Consider the following 22,744-nt stretch of genomic DNA (forward strand, 5'->3'; position numbering starts at 1 on the left):
CGACATACCGATGGCGACTCACGTCTCTCCCTATGGGAGGTCGGTCGCCGTTGTCAGTCGACTTGCCTGTTGAGGGTCAGAAAATGAAGTGGTCCTGTCCAACAGGCACGCCCTGCGGACCGAAGCGGCGCTCGTGGATCTGGCCGTGGCCATCGGCGTCGATCAGCAGCACCGTGCTGGCGCGGGTGCCGTAGTCGTCGCCACGGATGAAGGCTGGGCTCAGCCAGCGCTCGCGCTCCAGGCCGATGCCGGTGTCGGGCAGGTCGCGGTCGGCGGGGCGGTGTTCGTCGGCAAGGGCCTGCCAGAGCGGGGTCAGATTCCTTTCTCCTTGGGGAAAGGATCTGACCCCGTCTTCCTTCAGCCAGGCGGAAAGCGCAGCCATCAGCCGCCGCGTCTTCGGCCACGGCGCGTCCAGCGCGCCGTTGGACATGCCATGTACGCCGGGGGCCAAGCGCTGGCGCTCGGCCGGGTGGTTGCCCAGGTACTCCAGGCTGTCGCCATCGGCCAGCAGCAGGTTGAAGGGGGCGTACGCGCCCGCCACGATGGCCAGCCGGTCGATATGCACGGCGGCCGAGTCGCGGCCGCGCAGGAAGTCGGCCACCAGCGCGCCCCGTGAAGGACCGGTCTGTGCGGCCAGCGGATCGCGGACATTGGTGACCACCGCCATCCGGCCACCGGCACCGACGCCGGCCCAGCCACCGCCGGAGCGCAGGTCGCGCCCACCGATGACGGAGGTCTCATCTTGCCAGGGGCCCAGCGCCGCGGTCGGGCGGGCGTGGAACTCATCACGGTTGCCGGCCATCACCAGCCGCCAGCGCGGGTGGTGCATCCAGCCAAGAGCGAGCAGGCACATGGCCTCATTGTGCACCGTTTGCGCAGTCCGGGGCCCATTTCGGCCCGCTACGGATGAATGCGCGGCCTGTGTTTCACGCCCTGTCCACAGCCCTGAACTTCCGTTCAATCTCAAAAATTGAGACGGATCAGCAACTTGTGGATAAGCCTTGAACAATTCTCTAAAGGTTGTTGCAAGCCATTGATGCGGCTGGCGATTTCCCTGCTGAAAAGTTGTTGACAACCCCTCGGCCGCTGCTAAGGTGGGCATCAGAGGGAAATCCGGGTGTTTTGTGGGTTTTCGTGGTTCAATGTTTCACCGGGCGAAGGAAAGGTGCACGCGTCGTGTTCCAGGGCGAGACGGCCATCACAGTTGACGACAAAGGGCGCATGGCGGTTCCCACCGCTTACCGCGACCTTGTCGCGCGCGCCAGCAACAACCGTCTCGTTTTGACCTACAACCCGTTCGAAGCCGGCTGCCTGTGGCTGTATGCAGAGTCGGAATGGGAGCGGGTCCGCGACGACGTCATGTCCAAGCCCAACACCCAGCGCGTCGTGCGCCTGTTGCAGCAGAAGCTGGTCGGCTCGGCCGCCCATCTGGAGCTGGACGGCAACGGTCGCATCAGCATCCCCGCCAGCCACCGCGGTGCGGTGGGCATTGAGAAGAAGGCGGTATTGCTCGGTATGGGCGACAAGTTCGAATTGTGGAGCGAGCAGGCGCATCGGGCCCTGATCCAGCAGACGTTGTCTGACGAGGATCTGGGTGATGGGTTGCTCGACCTGAAGTTGTGAGCCGGGGTGCCCGGATGCGCCCAGAAGCGCAGACCGGTCACCTTCCGGTGTCGCAGTCGCCGGCGGTGCACCTGCCGGTCCTGTACACCCAGGTCCTTGAAGGCCTGAGGGTGATCGAAAACGGACGTTATCTGGATGGCACGTTCGGTCGTGGCGGTCATGCACGTGGTGTGCTCACCCAGCTCGGTCCCGAGGGGCGCCTGCTGGTCATGGACAAGGATCCGGAAGCCATCGCCGTTGCCGAGCGCGATTTCGCGCCGGACCCGCGCGTGTCCATCTTCCGTGGCAGCTTCGCCCAGCTGCTGCAGTGGGATGCGACGGCCGAAGGCCTGGACGGCGTGCTGTTCGACCTGGGCGTGTCGTCGCCGCAGCTGGACGTGGCCGAGCGCGGTTTCAGCTTCGGCAAGGACGGCCCGCTGGACATGCGCATGGACCCGGACAGCGGCGAAAGCGCCGCGCAGTGGATCAACCGCGTGGAAGACCGCGAGATTGCCGACGTGCTGTGGACCTACGGCGAAGAGCGGCAGAGCCGCCGCATCGCCCGTGCCATCGTAGCGCGCCGCGAGAAGCAGCCGTTCACCCGCACTGCCGAACTGGCCGAGCTGATCGCTTCGGTGATGCCGCGTGGGAAAGACAAGATCCACCCGGCCACGCGCAGCTTCCAGGCCATCCGCATCCACATCAACCGCGAGCTGGCCGATCTGGAAGCCGGCCTCGATGCGGCGGTGGAGCGGCTCAAGCCCGGTGGCCGGCTGGCGGTGATCAGCTTCCATTCGCTGGAAGACCGCATCGTCAAGCAGTACATGAACCGCCTGGCCAAGGCGCCGCCGGCCAACCGTCGCCTGCCCGAGGCGGTCGCGTTCGTGCCGACGCTGGACCTGATCGGCGGTGCCATCAAGGCCACCGACGAAGAGCTGGCCGCCAACCCGCGCGCCCGCAGCGCCGTGCTGCGCGTGGCCCAGAAGCGGGAGGCCGACGCATGAGCCGGCTGCTGCTGATCATCCTGTTGGCCTCGACCGTGGCCTCGGCGATCGGCGTCGTGTTCGTGCGCCACCGTCATCGGCAGACGTTCATCGAGCTGTCGCGCGCCGAACGCAAGCGCGATGACATCAACCTGGAATTCGGCCGCCTGCAGCTGGAACAGGCCACGCTGGCCGAAGCCAACCGCGTGGATCGCATCGCCCGCGAGAAGCTCGGCATGAAGTTCCCCGAAGCCGGGGACATCGTGGTGGTGCGGCCATGAGCAAGGCCGGCCGCAACCGCCCGCGCAACGCCTTCAACCTGCGCCAGCGCCTGCGCTGGGTCGCGCTGGCGCTCGGCCTGTGCTCGGTGTCGCTGGTCGGTCGTGCCGCCTACGTGCAGATCATCAACAGCGACTTCTACCAGCGCCAGGGCGAGGCCCGTTACCTGCGCGAGCTGCCGATCAAGACCTCGCGCGGCATGATCACCGACCGCAACGGCGAGCCGCTGGCGGTATCCACCCCGGTCGCCTCGATCTGGGTCAATCCGCAGGACCTGCTGCGTTCGCCCGAGCGCATTCCGGAGCTGGCCCAGGCGGTCGGCATGTCCGTGGACGAGCTGAGCAGCCGCCTGTCGCAGAAGTCGGACAAGGAATTCATGTACCTGCGTCGCCGGATCAATCCGGACGAGGCAGAAAAGGTGGTCGCGCTGAAGATTCCGGGCGTGGCCGCGCAGCGCGAGTTCCGCCGCTTCTACCCGCAGGGTGAGGCGATGGCGCACGTGCTGGGCTTCACCAACATCGACGACCGCGGCCAGGAAGGCCTGGAGCTGGCGTTCGATGAATGGCTGCGCGGCAAGGCCGGTGCCAAGCGGGTGATCCGCAACCGCAAGGGCGAGACCGTCGAAAGCGATCTGCTGCGCGCTGCTGAACCGGGCAAGGACCTGACCCTCAGCATCGACCGCCGCATCCAGTACCTGGCCTTCAAGGAGCTGCGCAACGCGCTGGTCGCCAACAAGGCCGCCGGCGGTTCGATGGTGATCATGGACGTGACCACCGGCGAGATCCTGGCCATGGTCAACCTGCCGACCTACAACCCGAATTCGCTGACCGGCGCGCTGCCCGATGCGCGCCGCAACCGTGCGGTGACCGACCTGGTCGAGCCGGGTTCGACGATGAAGCCGCTGACCATCGCCACCGCGCTGCAGGCCGGTGCGGTGACCAAGGACACCATCATCGATACCAACCCGGGTTACATGCAGGTAGCCCGCTTCACCATCCGCGACGTGCCGCGCAACAACGGCGTGCTGAACGTGACCGGCGTGATCACCCGCAGTTCCAACATCGGCGCGGCCAAGGTTGCGGCGAAGATGCCGGACCAGGTGTTCTATGACGGCGTGCGCCGCTTCGGCTACGGCTCGGTGCCGCACAGCGGCTTCCCGGGGGAATCCGGTGGCGTGGTGCGGCGCCCGGCCAACTGGGACGGTGCCACCAAGACCACCATGTCCTACGGCTACGGCCTGAACGTGACGCCGCTGCAGATCGCCACCGCCTACTCGGCGCTGGCCAATGGCGGCAAGTTGATCGCACCGACCTTCGTCAAGGGCCAGCGCAACGAGGCGCATCAGATCATCGACGAGAACGTCGCCAAGCAGGTGGTGGCGATGATGGAAACGGTGGTCACCCAGGGCGGCGCCAAGCAGGCGGCGGTGCTGGGCTACCGCGTGGCCGGCAAGACCGGTACCGCGCGAAAGGCCGGTCCAGGTGGTTACGAGCGCGGCCACTACAACGCGCTGTTCGCCGGCGTGGTGCCGGCCACCAACCCGCGCTTCGCCACCGTCATCGTCATCAACGACCCGCAGGCCGGCAAGTTCTACGGCGGCCTGGTGTCGGCGCCGGTCTATCACAACGTGATGGAAGGCACACTGCGCCTGATGGACGTGCCGCTGGACGACCTGCAGTCGTGGCTGGCCGCGCAGCAGTCCGGCAAGGTCGGCCACTCGGCCTCGATCCTGCCTGCGCCGCCGGCCGAAACCGCGTTGCCGGCGGATGCCGCCGCTGAATTCGATGCTGCGCTGCCCAGCGCGCATGCCCAGACGCCGCCCGCTACGGGAGGCACGCAATGAGTCCTTCGATGTTGCTTTCGCAGTTGCTTCCGGACGTGGCCCTGGCGGGCCATGATCCCGTTCTGACCGGCCTGGTGCTGGACAGCCGCGCCGTGCGCCCCGGCAATGCCTTCGTCGCCATCGCCGGGTTCGGCGCGCATGGCCTGGGCTTTGTCGAGCAGGCCCGTGCGGCGGGCGCTGGCGCCATCCTGTTCGAACCGCCGGCACCTGCCGAGCTGCCGGCCCCGATCGATGCGATCGCGGTGCCGGGCCTGCGTGCGCGCATGGGCGCGATGGCCGACCAGTTCCATGGCGCACCGTCGCGGGCGATGGCGATGGTTGGCGTGACCGGCACCAACGGCAAGACCTCCACCGTGCAGCTGCTGGCCCAGGCCTGGCACCTGCTCGGCACGCCCAGTGGCAGTATCGGCACGCTGGGCGCCGGACTTTATGGTGCAGTTGAACCGACCGGTTTCACCACGCCGCTGGTGCTGCAGATGCATGCGCTGCTGGCGCAGCTGCGCGACGAAGGTGCGCGCGCGGTGGCGATGGAAGTCAGCTCGCACGCGCTGGACCAGGGCCGCGTCGATGCCGTGCATTACGACGTGGCGGTGTTCACCAACCTCACCCGCGATCACCTGGATTACCACGGCGACATGGCCAGCTACGGCGCGGCCAAGGCGCGGCTGTTCCATCGCCCGGGCCTGAAGGCGGCGGTGATCAACCTGGACGATGCCTTCGGTCGCCAGCTGTTTGCCGGCCTGCCGGCGGGCGTGCAGCCGATCGGCCTGAGTTCGCGTGGTGCCAGCGATGCCAGCGTGCGCGCCGAAGCATTGCAGCTGGATGGTCGTGGCATTGCGTTCGAACTGGTCATTGACGGCCAGCGCGCCGCGGTGCAGTCGCCGCTGCTGGGCCGCTTCAACGTGGACAACCTGCTGGCCGTGGCCGGTACCCTGCACGCGCAGGGCCAGCCGCTGCCGCGCATTGCCGAAGTGCTGTCGGCGCTGCAGCCGATCCGCGGCCGCATGAACCGCCTCGGCGGCGAAGACGGCCTGCCGACCGTGGTGGTCGACTACGCACATACCCCGGACGCGCTGGAACAGGCGCTGGACAGCCTGCACGGCCACCTGCACGGCGCGCTGTTCTGCGTGTTCGGTTGCGGTGGCGAGCGCGATACCGGCAAGCGCCCGCAGATGGCGGCCATTGCCGAGCGCCTGGCCAACCATGTCATCGTCACCGACGACAACCCGCGTGGCGAAGATGGCGACGTGATCGTGGCCGACATCCTGGCCGGCTTCCAGAACGCCGAGGCGGTGACCGTGCAGCGCAGCCGCGCGCGTGCGATCGGCCTGGCGGTGAAGCGCGCCGGCGCCGGCGACATCATCCTGATCGCCGGCAAGGGCCACGAGCCGTACCAGGAGGTCAACGGCGTGCGCCATGACTTCGACGACACCGAAGTGGCCGCCGCTGCGCTGGCGGCCAAGGCCGGTGTTCTGAGCTCGCAGGCCGGGGAGGGCATCGCATGAAGCGCACCCTGCTTTCGCTGATCGCGCACTGGGCCGGCGGCGAGATCCACGGCGACGACGTGGCCATCGATGCGGTCAGCCATGACACCCGCAACCTCGGTCCGGGCAGCCTGTACGTGGCGCTGCGCGGCGAGCGTTTCGACGGTCATGACTTCGCCGCCGACGCACAGGCACGCGGTGCCAGTGCGCTGCTGGTCGAGCGCCTGCTGCCGATCGAGCTGCCGCAGGTGCTGGTGGCCGACGCCGAGCGGGCGCTGGCGAAGATCGCCACCGGCATGCAGCGTGACCGCGGCACCGAGGTGTTCGCGATCACCGGCAGCAACGGCAAGACCAGCGTGAAGAGCCTGCTGCTGTCGATCCTGCAGCAGGTGGCACAGCATGCGCACAAGGTGGTCTACGCCAACCCGGGCAACCGCAACAACGAGATCGGCCTGCCGTTGGCGGTGATCGATGCGCCGGAAGATGCCGACTATGCCGTCTATGAGATGGGCGCCGGCAAGCCGGGTGACATCGCCTACCTGACCGACATCGCCCGCCCGCGCTATGCGCTGGTCAACAACATCGCCCCGGCACACCTGGAACGCATGGGCAGCCTGCTCGGCGTGGCGGTGACCAAGGGCGCGATCTATGCCGCATTGCCGGCCGATGGTGTGGCGGTGATCAACGCCGACGATGCCTACGGCCGCTGGTTCGAACAGCATTTCGTCGGCACCCCGCCGCGCTGCCGCGTGCTGCGCTATGGCCTGGAACATACCGCCGACGTGACCGCGCGCGACATCCGCGCCGGTGCCCAGGGCAGCCAGTTCACCCTGGTTTCGCCGGCCGGCGAAGTGCGTGTGGTGCTCGGCCTGCCGGGTCGCCACAACGTCAGCAATGCGCTGGCCGCGGCCAGCCTGGCGCTGGCTGCCGGTGTCGATCTTGCGCTGATTGCCGCCGGCCTGGCCGAGGCACAGCCGGTGCCGGGTCGGCAGATCGCCCATCAGCTGCGCAACGGCGCGGTGCTGGTGGATGACAGCTACAACGCCAATCCCGGCTCGCTGGCTGCGGCCATCGATGCCCTGGCCGCCGCCCCGGAAGAGGCTTGGCTGGTGCTGGGCGACATGCGCGAACTGGGCCCGGATGCCGAGGCACTGCATGCGCAGGCGGGCATCCGCGCACGCGCTGCCGGACTGAAGCGTCTGTACGCGCTGGGTCCGCTCAGCGCCGCCGCCGCCACTGCGTTCGGCGAAGGCGGCCGTCATTTCACCACCCATGACGCGCTGTCGCAGGCGCTGAAGGACGAGCTGCACGCCGGCGTGCGCTGCCTGGTCAAGGGTTCCCGTGGCAGCGCCATGGACACGATTGTCAAAGCGCTGCTGGCGCAAGGAGAGGAATCCCCGCATGTTGTATGAACTGGCTCGATGGTTGCAGCAGTTGGAGAGCCTGTTCGGGCTGTTCAACTACCAGACGTTCCGCGCCATCCTTGCCGCGCTGACGGCCCTGTTCCTGTCGCTGTGGCTCGGCCCGGCGATGATCCGCAAGCTTGCCCAGTTCAAGGGCGGCCAGCCGATCCGCCAGGACGGCCCGCAGACCCATTTCTCCAAGGCCGGTACGCCGACCATGGGCGGTTCGCTGATCCTGCTCACCATCACCCTGTCGGTGCTGATGTGGGCCGACCTGCGCAACCGCTACGTGTGGCTGGTGCTGGCGGTGATGCTGTGCTTCGGCGCCATCGGCTGGTATGACGACTGGATCAAGATCGTCCGTCGCGATCCGAACGGCCTGAAGTCGCGCTGGAAGTACCTGCTGCAGTCGATCTTCGGCCTGGCCGCGGGCCTGTTCCTGTTCTACACGGCCGACGTGCCGGCGGCGCTGACCTTCTACATCCCGATGTTCAAGTCGATCGCGCTGCCGCTGGCCGGCATCGGCTTCGTGGCCATCGCCTACTTCTGGATCGTCGGTTTCTCCAACGCGGTAAACCTGACCGATGGCCTGGACGGCCTGGCGATCATGCCGACCGTACTGGTCGCCTGCGCGCTGGGTGTGTTCGCCTATGCCTCGGGCAACGCGGTGTTCGCCAACTACCTGCAGATCCCGCAGATTCCAGGTGCCGGTGAGCTGGTCATCATCTGCGCGGCGATTGCCGGTGCGGGCCTGGGCTTCCTGTGGTTCAACACCTATCCGGCCATGGTGTTCATGGGCGATATCGGTGCGCTGGCGCTGGGCGCGGTGCTGGGCACGATCGCGGTGATCACCCGCCAGGAGCTGGTGCTGGTGATCATGGGCGGCGTGTTCGTCATCGAAACCCTGTCGGTGATGATCCAGGTCGCCTCGTTCAAGCTGACCGGCAAGCGCGTGTTCCGCATGGCGCCGATCCACCACCATTTCGAACTGAAGGGCTGGCCCGAGCCGCGCGTGATCGTGCGCTTCTGGATCATCTCCGTCGTACTCGTGCTGATCGGTCTGGCCACGTTGAAGGTGCGCTGAGATGAACGACCTGTCCCGCCAGGCAACACGCCTTGAAGCCATCGAAGGCAGCTACGACAAGTGGCTGCTGGGCGCGATCATCGCGCTCACCGGCGTGGGCGTGGTGATGGTGGCATCCAGTTCGATCGCGCTGATGAGCAGCCCGTTCTACTACCTCAATCGCCACCTGATCTTCCTGGCGGTCGGTATCGTGCTGGCGGTCATCGCCGCCCGCACCGAGCTGAAGTCCATCGAGCAGTACAACCAGATGCTGCTGCTGGGCTGCTTCGTGCTGCTGCTGGCAGTGTTCATGCCGGGGCTGGGCAGTACGGTCAACGGAGCGCGCCGCTGGATCAACCTGGGCATCTCCAAGTTCCAGACGGTCGAGGCGGTGAAGGTGCTCTACATCGTCTGGCTGTCCAGCTATCTGGTGCGCTTCCGCGACGAAGTCAACGCGACCTGGCCGGCGATGCTCAAGCCGCTGGGCGTGGCCGGTGCGCTGGTGGTGCTGCTGCTGCTGCAGCCGGACTTCGGCTCGTCCACCCTGCTGCTGGCGATCACCGCCGGCATGCTGGTACTGGGCGGGGTGAACATGCCGCGCATGTCGATGCCGGTGATCATCGGCCTGGTAGGGATGAGCGCGCTGGCGATCATCGAGCCGTACCGGATGCGCCGCATTACTTCCTTCCTGGACCCATGGGCCGACCAGCAGGGGGACGGCTACCAGCTGTCCAACGCGCTGATGGCGGTGGGCCGTGGCGAGTGGACCGGCGTTGGCCTGGGCAACTCGGTGCAGAAGCTGTACTACCTGCCTGAAGCGCACACCGACTTCATCTTCTCGGTGACCGCCGAGGAATTCGGCTTCCTGGGCACCTGCGTGATCGTGGCCCTGTACGCGCTGCTGGTCGGCCGCACCTTCTGGCTGGGCATGCGCTGCGTGGAAATGAAGCGCCACTTCTCCGGCTACATCGCCTTCGGCATCGGCCTGTGGATCAGCATGCAGACCTTCGTCTCGATCGGCGTGAACCTGGGCATCCTGCCGACCAAGGGCCTGACCCTGCCGCTGATCTCCTCCGGCGGTTCGTCGGTGCTGATGACCTGTGTGGCGATGGGCCTGCTGCTGCGCGTGTCCTATGAGCTCAAGCGCGCCGAGCGCCGTCAGGCCGTGCGCATCGGTGGCGCCGAGGACGCCGCTGCCGAGCCGAGCGACGCGCCGGTCGCGGCCAGCGTTCCGGTGAGCGCCGAGCCGGTGGCTGCCGCAGCGCCGAACGCTGCGCGTGGCACCAGCCGCCTGCAGTCGCGCATCGAGCCGACCTTCGGGAGGCTGTCATGAGCAGCGCTTCCAACGCCCGCCCGGTGATGATCCTGGCCGGTGGTACCGGCGGTCACATCTTCCCCGGCCTGGCCGTGGCCCGCGTGCTGCGCGAGCGTGGCGTGCCGGTCACCTGGATGGGCGCCGAAGGCGCCATGGAAACCCGCCTGGTGCCGAAGCACGACATCGCCATCGACACGCTGGCCATCACCGGCCTGCGCGGCAAGGGCAAGCTGGCCCTGCTGGGTGCGCCGTGGCGGCTGATGCGCGCGCTGCGCGCGGCCGGCATGATCATCCGCAAGCGTCAGCCGCGTGCGGTGGTGGCCTTCGGCGGCTTTGCCTCCGGCCCCGGTGGCATGGCCACGCGCCTGCACGGTCTGCCGCTGATCGTGCACGAGCAGAACCGCGCACCGGGCATGACCAACCGCATCCTGTCGCGCTATGCGCGCCGCCTGTTGACCGGCTTCCCGGGCACCTTCGCCAAGCGCGAGGAGTTCGTCGGCAACCCGGTGCGTGCTGAGATTGCCGCCATCGCACCGCCGGAACAGCGCTTCGCCGACCGCCACGGCCCGCTGCGCGTGCTGGTGGTGGGTGGCAGCCAGGGTGCACGTGCGCTCAACACCGGCGTGCCGCAGGCCATCGCTGCACTGGGCGCCGCGGTCCCGGTGCAGGTGCGCCACCAGAGCGGCGAGAAGATGCATGCCGAAGCGGTCGATGCGTATGCCAAGGCCGGCGTGCAGGCCGAGATCACGCCGTTCATCGCCGACATGGCCGAAGCCTTTGCATGGGCCGACCTGGTGGTGTGCCGCGCCGGCGCGTCGACGCTGGCCGAGCTGTGCGCGGTCGGTGTCGGCAGCGTGCTGGTGCCATTCCCCGCCGCCGTCGACGATCACCAGACCCGCAATGCGGAGTACCTGGTCGAGCGCGGCGCGGCGGTGTTGCTGAAGCAGGACGGAACGCTGGCCGACGGCATTGCCGCACTGCTGCGCGATCTGTCCGAAAATCCCGCCCGCCGCATGCAGATGGCGCACGCCGCGCGTGCCCTGGCCAAGGTCGATGCCGCCGAGCGCATCGCCGATATCATTCTTGAGGAAGCTGTATGAAGAAGGCATGCCACCGCGCCTGCCCTGCGCGAGGCCGCGCATGATCCGTCGCCTGCACGACACCAACGACCTGGTGCGCGCCTTCCCGCGCGTGCATTTCGTCGGCATCGGCGGCACCGGCATGAGCGGTATCGCCGAAGTGATGCTGACGCTGGGCTATGAAGTGTCCGGCTCGGACAACGCCGACAACGTGGCGACCCGTCGCCTGGCCAGCCTGGGTGCGCGCATCATGCGCGGCCACTCCGCGGCCAACGTGCTGGGCACCGACTGCGTGGTGGTCTCCAGTGCCATCCGCGACGACAACCCGGAACTGATGGAGGCGCGCAGCCAGCGCATTCCGATCATGCCGCGTGCGGCGATGCTGGCCGAGCTGATGCGCTTCCGCCGCGGCATCGCGGTGGCCGGTACCCATGGCAAGACCACCACCACCAGCCTGACCGCGGCGGTGCTGAGCGAAGGTGGCCTGGACCCGACCTTCGTGATCGGTGGCCAGCTGCTGGCCGCCGGTGCCAACGCCAAGCTGGGTGGTGGGCAGTGGCTGGTGGCCGAGGCCGATGAAAGCGATGGCAGCTTCCTGCGCCTGAACCCGCTGATGTCGATCATCACCAACATTGATGCGGATCACCTGGAGAACTACGGCAACGACTTTGCCCGCGTGCAGGCGGCGTTCGCCGAGTTCCTGCAGCGCCTGCCGTTCTACGGCCTGGCGGTGCTGTGCATCGACGACCCGGAAGTGGCCGCGCTGGCGGCGAAGACCCCGCGCCACGTGATGAGCTACGGCATGAGCCCGCAGGCCGACGTGCGTGCCGAGAACGTGGTGCAGGAAGGGTCGCGCATGCGCTTCACCCTGCGCCTGCCGCAGGGCACCAGCCAGGAAGTGGTGCTGGCGCTGCCGGGCAGGCACAACGTGCTCAACGCGCTGGCCGCTGCGGCGGTGGGCTGGCAGCTGGGCGTGGCTCCGGACGCGATCGCATGCGCGCTGGAAAGTTTCGCCGGCGTTGGCCGTCGCTTCAACGATCTGGGCGAGGTGACCACCGCCAGCGGTGCCAAGGTCCGCATCATTGACGACTACGGCCATCACCCGAGCGAGCTGGAGGCTGTGTTTGCCGCCGCCCGCGGTGGCTGGGCCGACAAGCGCCTGGTGGTGGCCTTCCAGCCGCACCGCTACAGCCGTACCCGCGATCAGTTCGACAAGTTCGCTGCCGTGCTGTCCAGCGTCGACGCGCTGGTGCTGAGCGAGGTCTACCCGGCCGGTGAGGAGCCGATTGCCGGTGCCGATTCGCACGCGCTGGCCCGTGCCATCCGTGCGCGCGGCCGCAGCGAGCCGGTGGTGGTGGGCAAGGCCGCCGAACTGGCCAGCGTGCTGCCCGACGTGCTGCAGGACGGTGATCTGCTGCTGATGATGGGGGCGGGCGACATTGGCGCCGTCGCGAGCCATATCGCCGTGGAAGGTTTCAAGGCGGAGGGTGAAGCGTGAGTACGCTGACGTTCCCGCCGCTGCGCGTGACCGACCCGGCCGTGTTCGGCCGCGTCGCCGTGCTGCTCGGTGGCAGCTCCAGCGAGCGCGAAGTGTCGCTGGATTCGGGCCGCAACGTACTCGAAGCCCTGCAGTCGCGCGGCGTCGATGCGTTCGCGGTGGATGGCATCCCGGCGCTGGCCAAGGCCCTGGCCGCCGGTGGCATCGACCGCGTGTTCAACATCCTGCACGGCCACAACGGTGGCGGTGAGGACGGCATCGTGCAAGGCCTGATGGATGCCTTCGGCGTGCCGTACACCGGTTCGGACGTGCTGGGTTCGGCGCTGAGCATGGACAAGATCCGCACCAAGCAGGTGTGGCTGTCGCTGGGCCTGCCGACCCCGCAGTACCGGAAGGTCGACGCGTCGAACGTGCATGCGCTGGCGGCCGAACTGGGCCTGCCGGTGGTGGTGAAGCCGGCCAATGAAGGGTCCAGCGTGGGCATCAGCCGGGTCACCGACGAGGCCGGCCTGGATGAGGCCGTGGCGCTGGCCGCACGCTACGACGGCCAGCTGCTGATGGAGCAGATGGTGGTCGGCGACGAACTGACCGTGGCCATCCTCGGTGACGTCGCGCTGCCGTCGATCCGCATCGTGCCCAAGGGACAGTGGTACGACTACAACGCCAAGTATATCGCCGAGGACACCCAGTACCTGTGCCCGGGCCTGGACGGTGCCGACGAGGACGAGATCCGCCGCATCGCGCTGGCCGCGTTCCGTGCCGCCGGTTGCCGTGGCTGGGGCCGCGTGGATGTCATGCGTGACCGCAGCAGCGGCCGCTTCTTCCTGCTGGAAGTGAACACCGCGCCGGGCATGACCAGCCACTCGCTGGTGCCCAAGGCGGCCGGGCAGGCCGGCATCAACTTTGAAGAGCTGGTGTGGCGCGTGCTGGAACAGACCCTGGAGGCCTCGCACGCATGAACGCGGTGCTGCGCATCTTCGTCTGGCTGTTGGCGCTGTCGGTGGTTGCACTGCCGGTGGTGGCCGTGGTCAATGGCTGGGTCGGCGCCGAGCGCTGGCCGCTGGCGAAGCTGCGCGTGCACGGTGAGTTCAAGCGTGTACCGGCCGAACAGCTGCAGCAGGTACTGCTGCCCTACGCGCGCGCCGGGTTCTTCGCGGTCAAGCTGCAGGATGCCCAGGACGCACTGGAAAAGCTGCCGTGGGTGGAAAGCGCGCGGGTACGCAAGCAGTGGCCGGATGTGCTGGAAGTGACCCTGGTCGAGCACAAGCCATTCGCGCGCTGGGGCAACGATCGCCTGGTCTCCGAGCAGGGCAAGCTGTTCCCCACGCCGAAGAAGCTGGCCGACCTGGCGCTGCCGGAACTGGACGGCCCGGACAGCCAGACCGAAGAAGTGATGAAGCTGTACAGCGACTCGCGTGCATTGTTCGCACCGGCCGGCGTCGACGTGCGCCGGGTGACGATGGATGCACGCGGCAGCTGGTCGCTGGTGCTGAGCAACGGCACCGAAGTGGTGGTTGGCCGCGACGACGCGCGCTCGCGCCTGCAGCGCTTCGTCAAGGTGCTGCCGCAGCTGAACCGCCAGGACGCGCCGATCGAGCGCGCCGACCTCCGTTACACCAATGGTTTCACGCTGAGCTGGGGTACCCCGGCCACGCCGGCGAAAACGCCGGCGACCCCGGCCAGCAGGACGCAGGAAAGGACATGAATCGCAAGGGTGACAAATCGCTGATCGTTGGCCTGGACATCGGCACCTCCAAGGTGGTGGCGCTGGTGGGCGAGTATTCGCCGGGCAATCCGATCGAAGTGATCGGCATCGGCTCGCATGAGTCGCGCGGTTTGAAGCGCGGCGTGGTGGTGGACATCGAATCGACCGTGCAGTCGATCCAGCGCGCGGTGGAAGAAGCCGAGCTGATGGCCGGCTGCGAGATCCGCTCGGTGTACGCCTCGATCTCCGGCAACCACGTGCAGTGCAAGAACTCGCCGGGCATCGTGCCGATCCGCGACGGGGAAGTGACCTGGGGCGACCTGGATCGCGTGCTTGATGCGGCCAAGGCGGTGGCGATTCCGGCCGACCAGAAGATCCTGCACGCGATCCCGCGCGAGTACGTGCTGGACGACTCGCAGGAAGGCATCCGCAACCCGGTCGGCATGACCGGCGTGCGCCTGGAGGTGCATGCGCACCTGGTGGTGTGCGCGCAGTCGGCCGCGGCCAACATCAGCAAGTGCGTGCAGCGCTGCGGCCTGCAGGTGGATGACCTGGTGCTGTCCTCGCTGGCCTCCAGCGTGGCCGTGCTGACCGCAGACGAACGCGAACTCGGCGTGGTGCTGGTCGACATGGGCGCCGGCACCACCGACATCGCGGTGTTCGTGCAGGGCGCGATCTGCCACACCGCCTCGCTGCCGATCGCCGGCGACCACGTGACCAACGACATCGCGCACATGCTGCGCACGCCGACCCCGGAAGCCGAGCAGATCAAGGTGCGCTATGCCTGCGCCCTGGCCCAGCTGGCCACCGCCGAGGAAAGCATCCAGGTGCCGTCGGTGGGCGACCGCCCGCCGCGTCGCATGCCGCGCCATTCGCTGGCGCAGGCGGTGCAGGGCCGTTACGAGGAGATCTTCGAGATGGTGCAGGCCGAACTGCGGCGCTCCGGCTTTGAGGAACTGGTGCGCGCCGGCATGGTGCTGACCGGTGGCGCTTCGAAGATGGAAGGCGTGGTCGAGCTGGCCGAGGAAATGCTGCAGATGCCGGTGCGCGTGGGCATTCCGCAGCACGTCACCGGCCTCGGCGAAGTAGTCGGCAACCCGGTGCATGCCACCGGTGTGGGCCTGCTGCTGATGGGCAGCCAGATCGAGCACCCGCGTCGCCCGTCGCTGCCGACCGGGCGCGCCGGAAGCATGTTCAAGAAACTGAAGACCTGGTTCCGCGGCGAGTTCTGACGCGGAACCTGCAACACCCGGGCGTACCCGGTCGCAGTACCTGCAATAGACGGCAACAACGCAACACACAACCCACACAGCCGCATCGGCAACATGACACGCAAAGGCAGGAGGCCCGACCGTCCATGCCACCGACAAGCGGATACAACGAGGACACGGACATGGCGCATTTTGAACTGATCGAAAAGATGGCACCCAATGCGGTGATCAAGGTGGTTGGCGTGGGCGGCGGCGGCGGCAATGCCGTGGCGCACATGGTCAACTCGGCAGTGGACGGCGTGGAATTCATCACCGCCAACACCGACTCGCAGGCCATCAAGAATTGCGGTGCCAAGCTGCAGCTGCAGCTGGGTACCAACGTGACCAAGGGCCTGGGCGCAGGCGCGAACCCGGAAGTCGGCCGCCAGGCCGCGCTGGAAGACCGTGAGCGCATCATGGACGCGCTGCAGGGCGCGGACATGGTGTTCATCACCGCCGGCATGGGCGGCGGCACCGGCACCGGCGCCGCACCGGTGGTGGCGCAGCTGGCCAAGGAAATGGGCATCCTGACCGTGGCCGTGGTCACCAAGCCGTTCCCGTTCGAAGGCCGTCGCCGCATGCAGGTGGCGCTGAAGGGCATCGAGGAACTGAGCCAGCACTGCGACTCGCTGATCACCATCCCGAACGAGAAGCTGATCACCGTGCTGGGCCGCAACGCGACCATGATCCAGGCCTTCCGTGCCGCCAACGACGTGCTGCAGGGCGCCGTGCAGGGCATCGCCGACCTGATCGTGCGTCCGGGCCTGATCAACGTCGACTTCGCCGACGTGCGCACCGTCATGTCCGAAATGGGCCTGGCGATGATGGGTACCGGTACCGCCCGTGGCGATGACCGCGCCCAGGCCGCCGCCGAATCGGCCATCCAGAACCCGCTGCTGGACGACGTGAACCTGGCCGGTGCCAACGGCATCCTGGTCAACATCACCGCCGGCGCCGACTTCACCATGGCCGAGTTCGACGAGATCGGCCGTACCATCGACGGCTTCGCGTCCGAAGACGCCACCGTGGTGGTCGGCACCGTGCTCGACCCGGACATGCAGGACGAAGTGCGCGTGACCGTGGTGGCCACCGGCCTGAACCGCGTGTCGGCCAGCAAGACCCAGCGTCCGGGCGAGCGTGCGCCGATCAAGCTGGTCCGCAACGCCACCACCGGCCAGCCGGAGTTCGGCGACTTCGACAACGGCGGCGATGCCGTGTCCAAGGCCGTCGGCGGCATGGGCCTGGGCCTGCGTCGCGCCAGCAGCGATACCGCGGCCGCTTCGACCCCGTCGGCCCCGGCCTCTTCGGCCCCGGCTGCAGCGGAACTGCCGAACGACTACCTGGACATCCCGGCGTTCCTGCGCCGCCAGGCGGACTGAGCGGCGCGGCCCGGGGTTGTCCTCCCCGGGTTGCGCCACCATGTCCTGAAAACGCGGGCGCCGGGCCAGGATGGGCCCGGCCGCCTTGCTTCATGTGCGCCCCATTGGCGCGCCGGTGTGTCCTGCCTGCCTTTCAGCCGGGGTAGGGGACCGCGCGTGTTAATCTAATGTGTCACTTCCGGTCCATCCCCCATGATCCAGCAACGCACCCTCAAGAACACGATCCGCGCCACCGGCGTTGGCCTGCACAGCGGTGACAAGGTCTACATGACCCTGCGCCCGGCACCGGTCAACCATGGCATCGTGTTCCGTCGCGTGGACCTGGACCCGGTCGTGGAAGTGCCGGCCAAGGCCGAGCTGGTCACCGAAGTGACCCTGTGCACCGGCCTGACCTGCAACGACGCCAAGATCCAGACCGTCGAACACCTGATGTCGGCGCTGGCCGGCCTGGGTGTGGACAACATCATCGTTGAACTGTCCTCGGCCGAGCTGCCGATCATGGACGGTTCGGCCGGCCCGTTCGTGTTCCTGCTGCAGTCGGCGGGCATCGTGGAGCAGGATGCGCCCAAGCGCTTCATCCGCGTGCTGAAGACCGTGGAAGTGACCGAGGGCGACAAGGTGGCCCGCTTCACCCCCTACGAGGGCTACAAGCTGGGATTCACCATCCAGTTCGACCACCCGATGATCCCGGCCAAGCAGTCGCGCCAGGAAATCGAGTTCTCGACGCTGGCCTACACCAAGGAAATCTCCCGCGCCCGCACGTTCGGCTTCATGCGCGACCTGGAATACATGCGCGAGCGCAACCTGGGCCTGGGCGGTTCGATGGACAATGCAATCGTGCTGGACGAATTCCGCGTGCTCAACGAAGACGGCCTGCGTTACGCCGACGAATTCGTGCGCCACAAGATCCTCGACGCGATCGGCGACCTTTATCTGGCCGGTGGCCAGGTGCTGGGCGCTTACGAGGGCTTCAAGTCGGGCCACGCGCTCAACAACAAGCTGGTGCGCGCGCTGATGGCCGACGCCACGGCCTGGGAATGGGTCAGCTTCGACTCGCCGGCCACGCCGGATCCGGTCGAATACGCCACGCCGGCCTACGCCTGATTCTTGCAGGTTGTTGAATTGAAAGAAAAAAGCGCCGCCTGAAAGGGCGGCGTTGTTGTTTCCGCAACGCGCACCGCATTCAGCATGCTTGACCGCCGCCAGGGCCGGTTCGAGGTCACGGTTTTGTGAACCTGTTGGATCGGAAGCCTGAATTTAACGCGGTTTTAACAACAATCTAACGACAGCCCCCCGGATGGCAGCTAGGATGCGACCCGGCCCCCGAAATGTTTCACGCCGTGGTGACACGCGCGACGGGGAGCGGAGCCGGATGCTCCGTTGTCGTCAGGACCGCTTCTTCAGCTTCGAAGGAACGTCCTGCAGGCAAGCCAAGGCGTCGCGTAGCCCTTTGTGCGTGGCGGCTGAAACTGCGTGGGGGCCATTCCGGTTGTCGATCGCTGGGGAGCGTGAGGGAGTGGTGGACGCAGTCTTGATGGTCACCCTGGTGGCCTTCAGCCCGATGGAACGGGCCGCGTCGAGCAACTGGGCTTCGGCAAGCCGCAACTTGGCATGCCAGACCGGGGACTCGACGAGAAAAACGAGGTGTTCCCCGTCCACATTGGCCAGCCGGCAACGGCTGCGCAGAGGTGGCGGCAACTGGGGGCGCAACTGACGGTCCAGCGCGTCGAGCCACAAGGCACGCCGCAGCGGGTTCCCGCTTTTGTCCGCCATCACCGCATCCAGCGCCGGCTTCGGCACTGACGCGGGGCGAACGCTGGATTTCGGCTCAGACATGAAAACTCACTGATGGCATTCAAAAAGATCGTAATCAAAACGCGTGAAGGACAGGCCAAATCGTCGCCGATCACGCGTTTGCGGTTCTATTTCGAGGACCGCCCCCGCGCCCTGCTGGGCAGCGTGCTCGGGGTAGGCTGCATTATCGGCCTTGCTGGCGGCATTGGCGCCAGCGCGCTGAATGATTCCCGGCTGCAGGCCAAGGTCGAGCGCCAGGATGCGGAGCTGGCCAAGGTCAAGCGCGATGCGCAGACCCAGGTCAATGCACTCGCGGCCCGCCTCGGCGAGCTGCAGGCGCAGGCCACCCGCCTCAACGCGCTGGGCGAACGGCTGACCCAGATGGGCAAGCTGGAAGACGGCGAATTCGATTTCAACGAGACGCCTGGCCTCGGTGATGGCGATGCCGGCGGCCCGACCAGCGACATCCCGGTCAAGGACGTCAACGCCGACTTACAGGTGCTGGAGCAGCGCTTCGCTGCTTCAGGCCGCCAGTTGTCGGTGATGGAATCGCTGATGTTCGACCACCAGCTGCAGCAGAACGCCGTGCCCTCGCGCATGCCGATCCGCAACAGCTACGTGACCTCCGGCTTCGGCACCCGTGCTGACCCGTTCGGCCGCGGCGCCGCCACCCACAAGGGCATGGATTTCCACGCCAAGGTCGGTGACCCGGTGATGGCCGTGGCCGAAGGCGTGGTCAGCTTCGCCGGTGTGAAGGGCGGCTATGGCAACGTGGTCGACGTCGACCATGGCAATGGCTATGTCACCCGCTACGCGCACAATTCGCGCCTGGTGGTGAAGGTCGGCGATCTGGTCCGTGCCGGGCAGGAAGTTGCCAAGGCAGGCTCCACCGGTCGTTCGACCGGCGCCCACGTGCACTTCGAGGTGTGGGAAAACGGCAACGTGGTCAACCCGCGCAAGTTCCTCGGCGACGGCGGCAACACGCCGGTCGGCCGCGTCAGCCGGGGTTGATTCCAGGCCTGGGGTCAGAGCCCATTCGCCATGGTGAATGGGATCCGACCCCGATCGAGCACGGGGGCGGATCCCTTCCGCAACGCGGAACGGCCCTGACCCCCTCTCCAAAGGGTTGAAACCTCAGCCGCCCGTCCCAAGCTACAATGGGTGTTGCCATCGACAGGGCGCCAGGCGCCCTGTTTCGTTTGCGGCGGACGGATCCCAAGGGGGAGGCCGGGCGTCGTGTCCATCCAACCCGGTTCCTTCAATGATCAACAGCCTGCTTACCCGCGTATTTGGCAGTCGTAACGAACGACAGCTGCGCCAGCTCAACCGCATCGTCGCCAAGATCAATGCGCTGGAGCCGGAGATCGAGAAGCTTTCCGACGAGCAGCTTCAGGCCAAGACGCCGGAGTTCAAGCAGCGCATCGCTGGCGGTGAAGCCCTGGACAAGGTGCTGCCGGAAGCGTTCGCGGTCTGCCGCGAAGCCGGCCGCCGCGTGCTGGGCATGCGCCACTATGACGTGCAGCTGATCGGCGGCATGGTGCTTCACCTGGGCAAGATCGCAGAAATGCGCACCGGTGAAGGCAAGACCCTGGTGGCGACCCTGCCGGTGTACCTCAACGCGCTGGAAGGCAAGGGCGTGCACGTGGTCACCGTGAACGACTACCTGGCCCGCCGCGACGCCGCGCAGATGGGCAAGCTGTACAACTGGCTGGGCCTGAGCGTGGGCGTGGTGTACCCGGGCATGCCGCACAGCGACAAGCGCGAAGCCTATGCCGCCGACATCACCTACGGCACCAACAACGAATTCGGTTTCGACTACCTGCGCGACAACATGGCGCTGTCCAAGGCCGACCGCTACCAGCGCAGCCTGCACTACGCCATCGTCGACGAAGTCGACTCCATCCTGATCGACGAAGCGCGTACCCCGCTGATCATCTCCGGCCCGGCCGACGATTCCCCGGAGCTGTACATCCGCGTCAACCGTGTCGTGCCGCACCTGGTCAAGCAGGAAGTGGAAGACGGCGAAGGCGACTTCTGGGTAGACGAGAAGGGCAAGCAGGTGCACCTGTCCGAAGCGGGCATGGAGCACGCCGAGCAGCTGCTGGTGGAAGCCGGCATCCTCGACGGCGAGACCGAAGGCCTGTACGCGGCGCAGAACCTGACCGTGGTCCACCACCTCAACGCCGCCCTGCGCGCTCACGCCATCTACCAGCGTGACGTGGACTACATCGTGCGCGACGGCGAAGTGGTCATCGTCGATGAGTTCACCGGTCGCACCCTGGCCGGCCGCCGCTGGTCCGATGGCCTGCACCAGGCGGTGGAAGCGAAGGAAGGCGTGCCGGTCCAGCGCGAGAACCAGACGCTGGCGAGCATCACCTTCCAGAACCTGTTCCGCATGTACAAGAAGCTGTCCGGCATGACCGGTACGGCCGACACTGAAGCATTCGAGTTCCAGAGCATCTACGGCCTGGAAGTGGTGGTGATCCCGACCAACCGTCCGACCATCCGCAAGGACAGCCCGGACCAGGTGTTCCTCAACCGCAAGGGCAAGTTCAATGCGGTGCTGGCCGACATCGAAGAGTGCGCCAAGCGCGGCCAGCCGGTGCTGGTGGGTACCACCTCGATCGAAACCTCGGAAATGCTGTCCGAGCACCTGCGCAAGGCGGGCGTGAAGCACGAAGTGCTCAACGCCAAGCAGCATGATCGCGAAGCGACCATCGTCGCCAATGCCGGTCGTCCGGCAGCCGTGACCATCGCCACCAACATGGCCGGTCGTGGTACCGACATCGTGCTGGGCGGTTCGCTGGAAGCGGAAATCCACGAGCTGGGCGAAGGCGCGACCGACGAGCAGAAGGCGGCGGTCAAGGCCGAATGGCAGAAGCGCCATGACGCGGTGAAGGCTGCGGGCGGCCTGCACATCGTCGGCACCGAGCGCCACGAGTCCCGCCGTATCGACAACCAGCTGCGTGGCCGTTCGGGCCGCCAAGGTGACCCGGGTTCGTCCCGCTTCTACCTGTCGCTGGAAGACAACCTGATGCGCATCTTCGCCTCCGACTGGGTGCAGAAGGCCATGCGCATGATGGGCATGAAGGAAGACGACGTCATCGAGGACCGCCTGGTCAGCCGCCAGATCGAGAAGGCGCAGCGCAAGGTCGAGGCCCACAACTTCGACATCCGCAAGAACCTGCTGGACTTCGACGACGTCAACAACGACCAGCGCAAGGTGATCTACGCCCAGCGCGACGAGCTGCTGGATGCCGAGTCGGTGAAGGCCAACGTCGATGGCATCCGCGACGACGTGATCTTCGATGTGGTCGCCCGTTTCGTGCCGCCGAACTCGATCGACGAGCAGTGGGACCTGCGTGGCCTGGAGGCGACCCTGGAGTCGGACTTCGGCCTGCAGATGTCGCTGACCGACCTGGTCAAGGAACACGAGGAACTGGACGCCGAAGCCATCGCCGCCAAGGTGCAGGAACGCGTGAACCAGCACTTCGCAGAGAAGGAAGCCGGCGTGGGCGAAGAGACCATGCGCGCGCTGGAGAAGCACGTGATGCTGACCGTGCTGGACCAGAGCTGGAAGGAGCACCTGGCCCGCATGGACTACCTGCGCCAGGGCATCTACCTGCGTGGTTATGCGCAGAAGCAGCCGAAGCAGGAATACAAGAAGGAAGCCTTCGAGCTGTTCTCGGACATGCTGGAAAACGTCAAGCGCGAAGTGGTGACCCTGCTGTCGCGCGTGCGCATCCGCAGCGACGAGGAAGTGCAGGCGCTGGAAGCGGCCGAACGCCAGCAGGTGGAAGCCCGCCTGAGCCAGTCGCAGTTCCGGCACCAGGACGCCGGCAGCTACAGCGCCGACGAGGAAGCGGCGCAGGTGGAGGCCGAGCGCCAGGGTGTGGCACAGCTGCAGCGCGATGAGCCGAAGATCGGTCGCAATGATCCCTGCCCGTGCGGCAGTGGCAAGAAGTACAAGCACTGCCACGGCCAGCTGAGCTGATCCCGAAGAGCCCCGCGAAAGCGGGGCTTTTCCTTTGCGGCGCCTGATTCTGGCCGGATCCGCGATTGCGCGG

General features: G+C 67.0%; 18 protein-coding genes and 1 pseudogene. 17 read left to right on the forward strand and 2 right to left on the reverse strand.

Annotation, left to right across the window (positions count from 1 at the left end; translation table 11 throughout):
- Window positions 1-76: 76 nt before the first annotated feature.
- A complete protein-coding gene (locus QP512_RS03110) occupies window positions 77-853 on the reverse strand; it encodes an NRDE family protein (RefSeq protein ID WP_286070953.1) in 777 nt (258 codons plus the stop codon).
- 368 nt (window positions 854-1,221) lie between these two features.
- On the opposite strand from QP512_RS03110, the gene QP512_RS03115 reads away from it, so the two are divergent.
- From QP512_RS03115 to lpxC, 15 genes and pseudogenes are all read left to right on the forward strand, one after another.
- Entirely contained in the window at window positions 1,222-1,623 is a 402-nt protein-coding gene (locus QP512_RS03115; RefSeq protein WP_008266948.1) for a division/cell wall cluster transcriptional repressor MraZ, read from the forward strand.
- A 14-nt stretch (window positions 1,624-1,637) separates the two neighbouring features.
- A complete protein-coding gene (rsmH, locus tag QP512_RS03120) occupies window positions 1,638-2,606 on the forward strand; it encodes a 16S rRNA (cytosine(1402)-N(4))-methyltransferase RsmH (RefSeq protein WP_019661066.1) in 969 nt (322 codons plus the stop codon).
- Entirely contained in the window at window positions 2,603-2,866 is a 264-nt protein-coding gene (gene ftsL / locus QP512_RS03125) for a cell division protein FtsL (protein ID WP_005408074.1), read from the forward strand. The genes rsmH and ftsL overlap by 4 nt, the downstream gene beginning before the upstream one ends.
- Entirely contained in the window at window positions 2,863-4,707 is a 1,845-nt protein-coding gene (locus QP512_RS03130) for a penicillin-binding protein 2 (protein ID WP_286070954.1), read from the forward strand. Before ftsL ends, QP512_RS03130 begins: the two co-directional genes overlap by 4 nt.
- On the forward strand, window positions 4,704-6,212 hold the full coding sequence (locus tag QP512_RS03135; protein WP_286070955.1) for a UDP-N-acetylmuramoyl-L-alanyl-D-glutamate--2,6-diaminopimelate ligase: 1,509 nt from the start codon (window positions 4,704-4,706) through the stop codon (window positions 6,210-6,212). The genes QP512_RS03130 and QP512_RS03135 overlap by 4 nt, the downstream gene beginning before the upstream one ends.
- Window positions 6,209-7,603 (forward strand): UDP-N-acetylmuramoyl-tripeptide--D-alanyl-D-alanine ligase, encoded by a 1,395-nt coding sequence (gene murF / locus QP512_RS03140; protein ID WP_286070956.1) that lies wholly within the window; start codon window positions 6,209-6,211, stop codon window positions 7,601-7,603. Before QP512_RS03135 ends, murF begins: the two co-directional genes overlap by 4 nt.
- Window positions 7,593-8,678, forward strand: a complete 1,086-nt coding sequence (gene mraY, locus QP512_RS03145; protein WP_180865298.1) for a phospho-N-acetylmuramoyl-pentapeptide-transferase — start codon at window positions 7,593-7,595, stop codon at window positions 8,676-8,678. Before murF ends, mraY begins: the two co-directional genes overlap by 11 nt.
- A gap of 1 nt (window position 8,679) precedes the next feature.
- A complete protein-coding gene (gene ftsW / locus QP512_RS03150; protein ID WP_286070957.1) occupies window positions 8,680-9,990 on the forward strand; it encodes a putative lipid II flippase FtsW in 1,311 nt (436 codons plus the stop codon).
- Entirely contained in the window at window positions 9,987-11,072 is a 1,086-nt protein-coding gene (murG, locus tag QP512_RS03155; RefSeq protein WP_286070958.1) for an undecaprenyldiphospho-muramoylpentapeptide beta-N-acetylglucosaminyltransferase, read from the forward strand. Before ftsW ends, murG begins: the two co-directional genes overlap by 4 nt.
- A gap of 40 nt (window positions 11,073-11,112) precedes the next feature.
- Window positions 11,113-12,549 (forward strand): UDP-N-acetylmuramate--L-alanine ligase, encoded by a 1,437-nt coding sequence (gene murC, locus QP512_RS03160; protein WP_286070959.1) that lies wholly within the window; start codon window positions 11,113-11,115, stop codon window positions 12,547-12,549.
- Window positions 12,546-13,508, forward strand: a complete 963-nt coding sequence (locus QP512_RS03165) for a D-alanine--D-alanine ligase (protein ID WP_286070960.1) — start codon at window positions 12,546-12,548, stop codon at window positions 13,506-13,508. Before murC ends, QP512_RS03165 begins: the two co-directional genes overlap by 4 nt.
- Window positions 13,505-14,179: pseudogene (locus QP512_RS03170) on the forward strand (cell division protein FtsQ/DivIB); the annotation flags it as partial. The gene QP512_RS03165 and the pseudogene QP512_RS03170, both read left to right, overlap by 4 nt.
- A gap of 71 nt (window positions 14,180-14,250) precedes the next feature.
- On the forward strand, window positions 14,251-15,486 hold the full coding sequence (gene ftsA, locus QP512_RS03175) for a cell division protein FtsA (protein ID WP_005408083.1): 1,236 nt from the start codon (window positions 14,251-14,253) through the stop codon (window positions 15,484-15,486).
- Between the two features lie 161 nt (window positions 15,487-15,647).
- Window positions 15,648-16,883: a cell division protein FtsZ gene (gene ftsZ, locus QP512_RS03180; protein ID WP_286070961.1), complete on the forward strand. Its 1,236-nt coding sequence runs from the start codon at window positions 15,648-15,650 to the stop codon at window positions 16,881-16,883.
- A gap of 192 nt (window positions 16,884-17,075) precedes the next feature.
- Entirely contained in the window at window positions 17,076-17,987 is a 912-nt protein-coding gene (gene lpxC, locus QP512_RS03185; RefSeq protein WP_004143722.1) for a UDP-3-O-acyl-N-acetylglucosamine deacetylase, read from the forward strand.
- Between the two features lie 282 nt (window positions 17,988-18,269).
- Here lpxC and QP512_RS03190 read toward each other — a convergent pair whose 3' ends face one another.
- Window positions 18,270-18,719: a DUF721 domain-containing protein gene (locus tag QP512_RS03190; protein WP_286070962.1), complete on the reverse strand. Its 450-nt coding sequence runs from the start codon at window positions 18,717-18,719 to the stop codon at window positions 18,270-18,272.
- 12 nt (window positions 18,720-18,731) lie between these two features.
- Here QP512_RS03190 and QP512_RS03195 point away from each other — a divergent pair, with 12 nt between their 5' ends.
- Together QP512_RS03195 and secA are read left to right on the forward strand one after the other, a co-directional pair.
- Complete coding sequence (locus tag QP512_RS03195; RefSeq protein WP_286070963.1) at window positions 18,732-19,688, forward strand: M23 family metallopeptidase; 957 nt, start codon at window positions 18,732-18,734, stop codon at window positions 19,686-19,688.
- A gap of 250 nt (window positions 19,689-19,938) precedes the next feature.
- Window positions 19,939-22,671: a preprotein translocase subunit SecA gene (gene secA, locus QP512_RS03200; RefSeq protein ID WP_286070964.1), complete on the forward strand. Its 2,733-nt coding sequence runs from the start codon at window positions 19,939-19,941 to the stop codon at window positions 22,669-22,671.
- Window positions 22,672-22,744 lie beyond the last annotated feature (73 nt).

The sequence above is a fragment of the Stenotrophomonas sp. 57 genome (assembly GCF_030291075.1).
Classification (GTDB): domain Bacteria; phylum Pseudomonadota; class Gammaproteobacteria; order Xanthomonadales; family Xanthomonadaceae; genus Stenotrophomonas.